Annotated in this window: 4 protein-coding genes; 2 read left to right on the top strand and 2 right to left on the bottom strand. The window is 72.0% G+C overall.

Annotated features, from left to right (window positions below):
- Positions 1–1,913, bottom strand: a 1,913-nt coding sequence (locus ACFY15_RS33605; RefSeq protein ID WP_390826699.1) for a type I polyketide synthase, incomplete at its 3' end; no start/stop codon positions are given.
- Positions 1,914–1,983: 70 nt separating this feature from the next.
- Entirely contained in the window at positions 1,984–3,198 is a 1,215-nt protein-coding gene (locus tag ACFY15_RS33600) for a cytochrome P450 (RefSeq protein WP_390691505.1), read from the bottom strand.
- 273 nt (positions 3,199–3,471) lie between these two features.
- Between ACFY15_RS33600 and ACFY15_RS33595 the strand changes: the two genes are divergently transcribed.
- Together ACFY15_RS33595 and ACFY15_RS33590 are read left to right on the top strand one after the other, a co-directional pair.
- Positions 3,472–4,704, top strand: a complete 1,233-nt coding sequence (locus ACFY15_RS33595; RefSeq protein ID WP_390691504.1) for a macrolide family glycosyltransferase — start codon at positions 3,472–3,474, stop codon at positions 4,702–4,704.
- A gap of 69 nt (positions 4,705–4,773) precedes the next feature.
- A complete protein-coding gene (locus tag ACFY15_RS33590) occupies positions 4,774–6,081 on the top strand; it encodes a cytochrome P450 (RefSeq protein ID WP_366456278.1) in 1,308 nt (435 codons plus the stop codon).
- Positions 6,082–6,089: the final 8 nt, after the last annotated feature.

The raw sequence follows: 6,089 nt of genomic DNA, 5'->3' as shown, positions 1-6,089 counted from the left end.
ATGCCCCCGAGCCCGGCCAGCTCACGCCCGATCACAGCAGCACGCAAGGCGACCACCCGGGCCGCGTCCTCCAACGACAGCGCACCCGAGACGGCCGCAGCCGCGATCTCACCCTGCGAATGACCGACCACCGCATCCGGAACGACACCCAGCGAACGCCACACCTCCGCAAGGGACACCATCACCGCCCAGGTCACCGGCTGGACCACATCCACCCGGTCCAGCGACAGCCCCTCCCGCACGACCTCCACCACATCGAAGTCCACGAACGGGGCGAGGGCGTCCGCGCACTCCCGCAGCCTGGCAGCGAACACCGGCGAGGACTCCAGCAGCCCTGCACCCATCCCCACCCACTGCGTCCCCTGACCCGGGAACACCCACGCCACCCGACCGGTCTCCCCGGCGACACCGTGCACCGCCGACCGTTCCAGGCGGGTCAGGAGTTCCTCCCGGTCGCCGGCCAGGACCACCGCGCGGTGGCCGAAGACCGTGCGGGTGTGGGCGAGGGTGTGGGCGACGTCGAGGAGGTCCAGCTCCGGGGTGTGCTCGACGTGGGCGCTGAGCCGGGCCGCCTGGTCGCGCAGGCCCTCGCCGGTGCGGCCGGAGACGACCACCGGGACGACCGGCGGCCGCCCGCGTACGGCCTGCGCCGCGGCCGGCGCCGGGGCCTGCTCCAGCACCAGGTGGGCGTTGGTGCCGCCCATGCCGAACGAGGACACGCCGGCGAGCCGCCTGCGCCCCTCGGGTTCGGTCCACGGCTCCAGCGCGGTCTGGACGCGCAGGTTCAGCGCGTCGAGCGGGATGTCCGGGTGCGCGGTCTCGTAGTTGAGGCTCGGCGGGAGCTCGCCCTCGCGGACGGCGAGGGCGGCCTTCAGGAAGCCGACGAGGCCCGCCGCGCCCTCCAGGTGGCCGACGTTGGTCTTGGCGGAGCCCACGGCGAGCGGCGCGCCCGTGCGGGCCGCGCCGAGGACGGCTCCGAGGGCGGCGGCCTCGACGGGGTCGCCGGCGCGGGTGCCGGTACCGTGGAGTTCGACGAGCCCGACCCGCGCCGGGTCCGCGCCCGCCCGCTCGTAGGCCTCGCGCAGGACGGCTTCCTGGGCCGCCCGGTCGGGGGTGGTCAGGCTCGGGCCGCCGCCGTCGTTGTTGACGGCCCCGCCCCTGATGACGCAGTGGACGCGGTCGCCGTCGGCGAGGGCCCGGGCGAGCGGCTTGAGGACGACGGCCGCGCCGCCCTCGCCGCGTACGTAGCCGTTGGCGCGGGCGTCGAAGGTGTGGCAGCGGCCGTCCGGGGAGAGGGCCCCCATGAGTTCCATGAGGGTGGTGCTGTCGTCGGTGAGGATCAGGTTGACCCCGCTGACGAGGGCCAGGTCGGTCTCCCCGCGCCGCAGGCTCTCGCAGGCCAGCTGGACGGCGACGAGGGAGGAGGACTGGGCGGTGTCGACGGCCATGCTGGGGCCGCGCAGTCCGAGGAGGTGGGAGAGCCGGTTCGCGGCCATGGCCCGGTGCCGCCCGGCGGCGCTGTGGCCGCCGGCGCCGCCGGCGCGGCCCGCGAGGGTGGCGTAGTCGTCGGAGGCGATGCCGACGTACACGCCGGTGCGGGTGCCGGAGAGCCGGGCGGGGAGGATTCCCGCGTCTTCCAGGGCCTCCCAGCCGAGTTCGAGGACCAGGCGCTGCTGCGGGTCGGTGGCGGCGGCCTGCGCGGCGGTCATCCCGAAGAATTCGGCGTCGAAGTCGCCGTGGTTCTCCAGGGCGGCGCGCCAGGTGCCGTCCTCCTGTCGGGAGACGGAATTCCGGCCGCTCCTCAGCAGCTGCCAGAATTCCCCGGGCGTGGCCGCACCGGGCAGTCTGCAGGCGAGCCCGACGACGGCTATGCCGTTATCACCAACGTACTGCTCACCCGTCTTGGGGATCATCGATTCTCCATGGCCAGAGATGAAAGGCGAAATTCCCGGTCACGGAAACTCGCGAAAAGTCGGCGGACGGTCACCAGGTGACCGGGAGCTCCACGAGGCCGCGCACCAGCATTCCCTCGTGCCAGGCCAGGTCCTCCTGGGGGACGGCGAGGCGCAGGGCGGGGAGCCGGGTGGTGAGGGCTTCGAGCGCGCACTGGAGTTCGGCGCGGGCCAGCGGGGCGCCGAGGCAGAAGTGGGGGCCCTGGCCGAAGGCGAGGTGGGGGTTGACGGCGCGGTCCAGGACGAGGGAGCCGGCGTCCTCGAAGACGTCCTCGTCACGGTTGGCGGAGGCGAGGGAGTAGACGACGGCCTCGCCGGCGCGGATGGTGACGCCGCCGATCTCGACGTCCTCGGTGGCGACGCGGCTGGGGCCGACGCTGGACCACAGGGGGACGATCCGCAGGAGTTCCTCGACGGCGGAGGGCACCAGCGCGGGCCGGGCGCAGAGTTCCTCCCAGCGGGTGCGGTCGCCGCCGAGCAGCAGGGCGATCTGGCCGGCGAGCTGGCCGGCGGTGGTCTCGTGGCCGCCGATGAGCATGCCCCCGACCAGCATGAGCAGTTCGTCGCCGCTGAGCTGTTCGCCTTCGTCCTGGGCTTCGATCAGGGCGCTGATCAGGTCGTTCTCGGGCCGTGCGCGGCGCTTGGCGACGTAGCCGCGCAGGTAGTCGGCGTACTCCTCGGCGGCTGCGGCGACCTCTTCCTCGGTGTGGCGGCTGGCCGACATGAGGGCTTCGGTGAAGGAGCGGAAGATGTGCCGGTCGTCGTGGGGGATGCCGAGCATCTCGCAGATGACGGCGGTGGGCAGTGGCAGGGCGAGGCGCTGGACGAGGTCGGCGGGGCCGCCGTCGGCGACGAGTCCGTCGATCAGCCCGTGGGTGATCTCGGCGATGCGGGGGCGCAGTTCGGCGACGCGGCGGGCGGTGAAGGCGCGGGAGACGAGGCGGCGCAGCCGGGCGTGGTCCTCGGGCGGCATGCCCATGAGGCCGACGGAGTCGAGGGCCCGGGGCGCGGCGCGGGGGACGTCCCGGTCGGCGCCGGCGTGCATGCTCAGGCGGGGGTCGGCGGAGGCCTTCTTGACGTCCGCGTGACGGGTGAGGAGCCAGGCTTCGCCGCCGTAGGGCATGCGGACCCGCACGACCGGCTCGGTCTCCCGGAGTTCGGCGTAGGCCGGGTCGAGTTCGAGGTCGACGCGGTCGCCGAAGGGATAGGTCCGGACGGCTCCTGCGGCGGCATGAGGGCAGGTCATGGCTGGATCTCCTCTGAAGCACGGGCCCTGTCACCCAACAACAGTGCGGTGGGCGTGCCGCGAAGGGGGCCGGTGACTATGTCAACTAACCCGGAATTCCCGCGAAAACTCCAGAGGGAATTGAGTGGCGGTCCACGGCGATTTTAGCGGGGAACGGCAGGGCCGTGGGACGCCGAAGAGCGGACGGACACTATGTCAACTCCGCACTTGCGCCCGGACTGCCGGTGCATTTAATTTCCATTGCATCGTTTCAAGATTCGAAAGGCTGCCTCGATGGCGCATATCGCCTTCTTCATCCTCCCTGCGGCGGGTCATGTGAATCCGACGCTGTCGGTCGCCCGGGAGCTGGTGGCGCGCGGCCACCGGGTCAGCTACGCCCTGTCGGAGAACTACGGCGAGCGTGTGCTCGCGACGGGTTCGGAGTTCCTTCCGTACCCGATGGACCAGGACGAGTTCCTGGACACGATGGTGCCGCAGCAGGACTCCGCGTCGTACACCGACCAGCAGGAGTTCCTGAACATGATGAAGTGGATGCTGGCGTTGACGCAGCAGACGCTTCCGTCGTTCGAGGCGCACTTCGGGGCCCCGGAGAACCGTCCCGACGTGTTCGTGTGCGACCCGTCGTCGTTCTGGAGCGGGCACATCCTGGCGGCGAAGTGGGGGATCCCGGTCATCCGGAGCACGCCCACGTACGTGGCGAACGAGCACTGGTCGCTGCACCCGCCGGTGGACACGGCCGAGGAGCAGCAGGAGGACCCGGAGACGGGCGAGCTGTTCGGGGTCGTCGCGGGGCTGCTGGCGGAGCACGGGGTGGAGAAGGGCATCGGCGAGTTCGCCGACGACGTCCACTCGGGGCCCGCGCTGGTCTACCTGCCGCGGGCGTTCCAGTACGCGGGCGACACCTTCGGCGAGGAGGTCAACTTCGTCGGGCCGTGCACGAGCGCGAACAGCTTCCACGGCGACTGGGAGGCCCCGCGGACGGGCCGGCCGCTGGCGCTGGTCTCGCTGGGCACCCTGTACAACAAGCAGCCGTCGTTCTTCCGCGCCTGTGTGGACGCCTTCGCGGACCTCGACTGGGACGTGGTGATCGCGCACGCGGGCGGGGTGGCCGAGGGCGAGCTGGGCGAGGTGCCGGAGCACATCCGGGTGCACCGGTTCGTGCCGCAGGGCGAAGTGCTGGAGCACGCGACCCTGATGATCAACCACGGCGGTACGAGCACCGTGCTCCAGGCCGTCTCCGAGGGTGTGCCGGTGATCTCGGTGCCGCAGATGGCGGAGCTGCACGCGACCGCCACGCGCGTCGAGCAGCTGGGCGTGGGCGCCAAGATCCTGCGCAAGGACGTCTCGCCGGAGCGGATCCGCGAGACCGTGCTGGCCGTCGCCGGCGACGAGGGCGTCCGGGCCGCCGTGGCGCGGCTGCGCGGGGAGATCGAGTCCGCGGGCGGTCCCGCCGCGGCGGCCGACGCGATCGAGGGGCTGCTGGCCCCCGTCGCCGCCGGCGCCTGACCGGGCCGCTCCGCGCCGCCCCCGCCGCCCTCCCCGACTCCTGCCGAAACCGAGCTGAGGAAAGCCGACATGACGACACAGACCACCGAGGCCGCCGCGGCCGAGGACGCCGCCGCCCTGGAGGCCGTGGCCGAGGACGGGGCGCAGGCCCCCGAGGAGCCCCCGCACCCGCTGGCGCAGCCGGCGGAGGCGAACGCCGCCCAGCTGCTGGAGTGGTTCAAGAAGGCCCGGGCCGAGGCGCCGGTGTTCTACGACTCGACGCGCTACGCCTGGCAGGTGTTCTCGTACGAGGACTACAACACCGTCTCCACCAACCCGCTCGTCTTCTCCTCGGACTTCTCGCCGGTCTTCCCGGTGCCGGAGGAGCTGGCGCTGCTGATGGGTCCGGGCACCTTCGGCGGCATCGACCCGCCGAAGCACGGTCCTCTGCGCCGGCTGGTCGGCCAGGCGTTCACCCCGCGCCGGATGGCGGCGCTGGAGCCGCGCATCGAGGAGATCACCAAGGAGCTCCTGGCCGGGCTCGCCGACCGGACCGACATCGACGTGGTGACGGACCTGGCGTACCCGCTGCCGGTGACGGTGATCGCCGAGCTGCTGGGCGTGCCGGCCGCCGACCAGGACCTGTTCCGCGAGTGGGTCGACGTCATCCTCAACAACGAGGGCATGGAGTACCCGAACCTCCCGGACGACTTCGCGGAGACGATGGGCCCGGCCATCAAGGAGTGGGCGGCGTACCTGTACGCGAAGATCGCCGAGAAGCGGGCGGAGCCGACGGACGACCTGATGAGCGGGCTCATCGAGTCCGAGGTGGAGGGCCGCCGGCTCACCGACGAGGAGATCGTCAACATCGTGGCGCTGCTGCTGACGGCGGGCCACATCTCCAGCGCCACCCTGCTGAGCAACCTGTTCATCGTGCTGGACGAGCACCCCGGGGTGCAGGCGGAGCTGCGCGCCGACCGGTCGCTGATCCCGGCGGCGGTGGAGGAGACCCTGCGCTACCGCAGCCCGTTCAACAACATCTTCCGGCTGCTGACGCAGGACACCGACATCCTGGGCGTGCCGATGAAGGCCGGCCAGATGGTGACGGCGTGGAGCGCGTCGGCCAACCGGGACGAAACGCAGTTCCCGGACCCCGACACCTTCGACGTCCACCGGTCCGCGAACAAGCACATGGCGTTCGGCCACGGCATCCACCACTGCCTCGGGGCGTTCCTGGCCCGGATCGAGGCGAAGGTGTTCCTGAACCTGGCCTTCGACGCCTTCGAGTCGTTCACGGTCCACCACGACAAGGCGGAGTTCTACGAGGCCGACCAGCTGACCGCCCGTCACCTGCCGGTCTCCGTCGTCCGCCCGGCCGCCGGCCGGGACGGGAGCTGAGGCCGTAG

It is taken from the genome of Streptomyces sp. NPDC001373 (assembly GCF_042895815.1).
Taxonomy (GTDB): domain Bacteria; phylum Actinomycetota; class Actinomycetes; order Streptomycetales; family Streptomycetaceae; genus Streptomyces.
The sequence above is the reverse complement of the archived record's forward strand: the minus strand, read 5'-3'. Positions and strand labels throughout refer to the sequence as shown.

Coding starts and splice junctions, on each gene's coding strand:
- ACFY15_RS33600 (WP_390691505.1), bottom strand. CDS start 3,198: ATGACCTGCCCTCATGCCGCCGCAGGAGCCGTCCGGACCTATCCCTTC.
- ACFY15_RS33595 (WP_390691504.1), top strand. CDS start 3,472: ATGGCGCATATCGCCTTCTTCATCCTCCCTGCGGCGGGTCATGTGAAT.
- ACFY15_RS33590 (WP_366456278.1), top strand. CDS start 4,774: ATGACGACACAGACCACCGAGGCCGCCGCGGCCGAGGACGCCGCCGCC.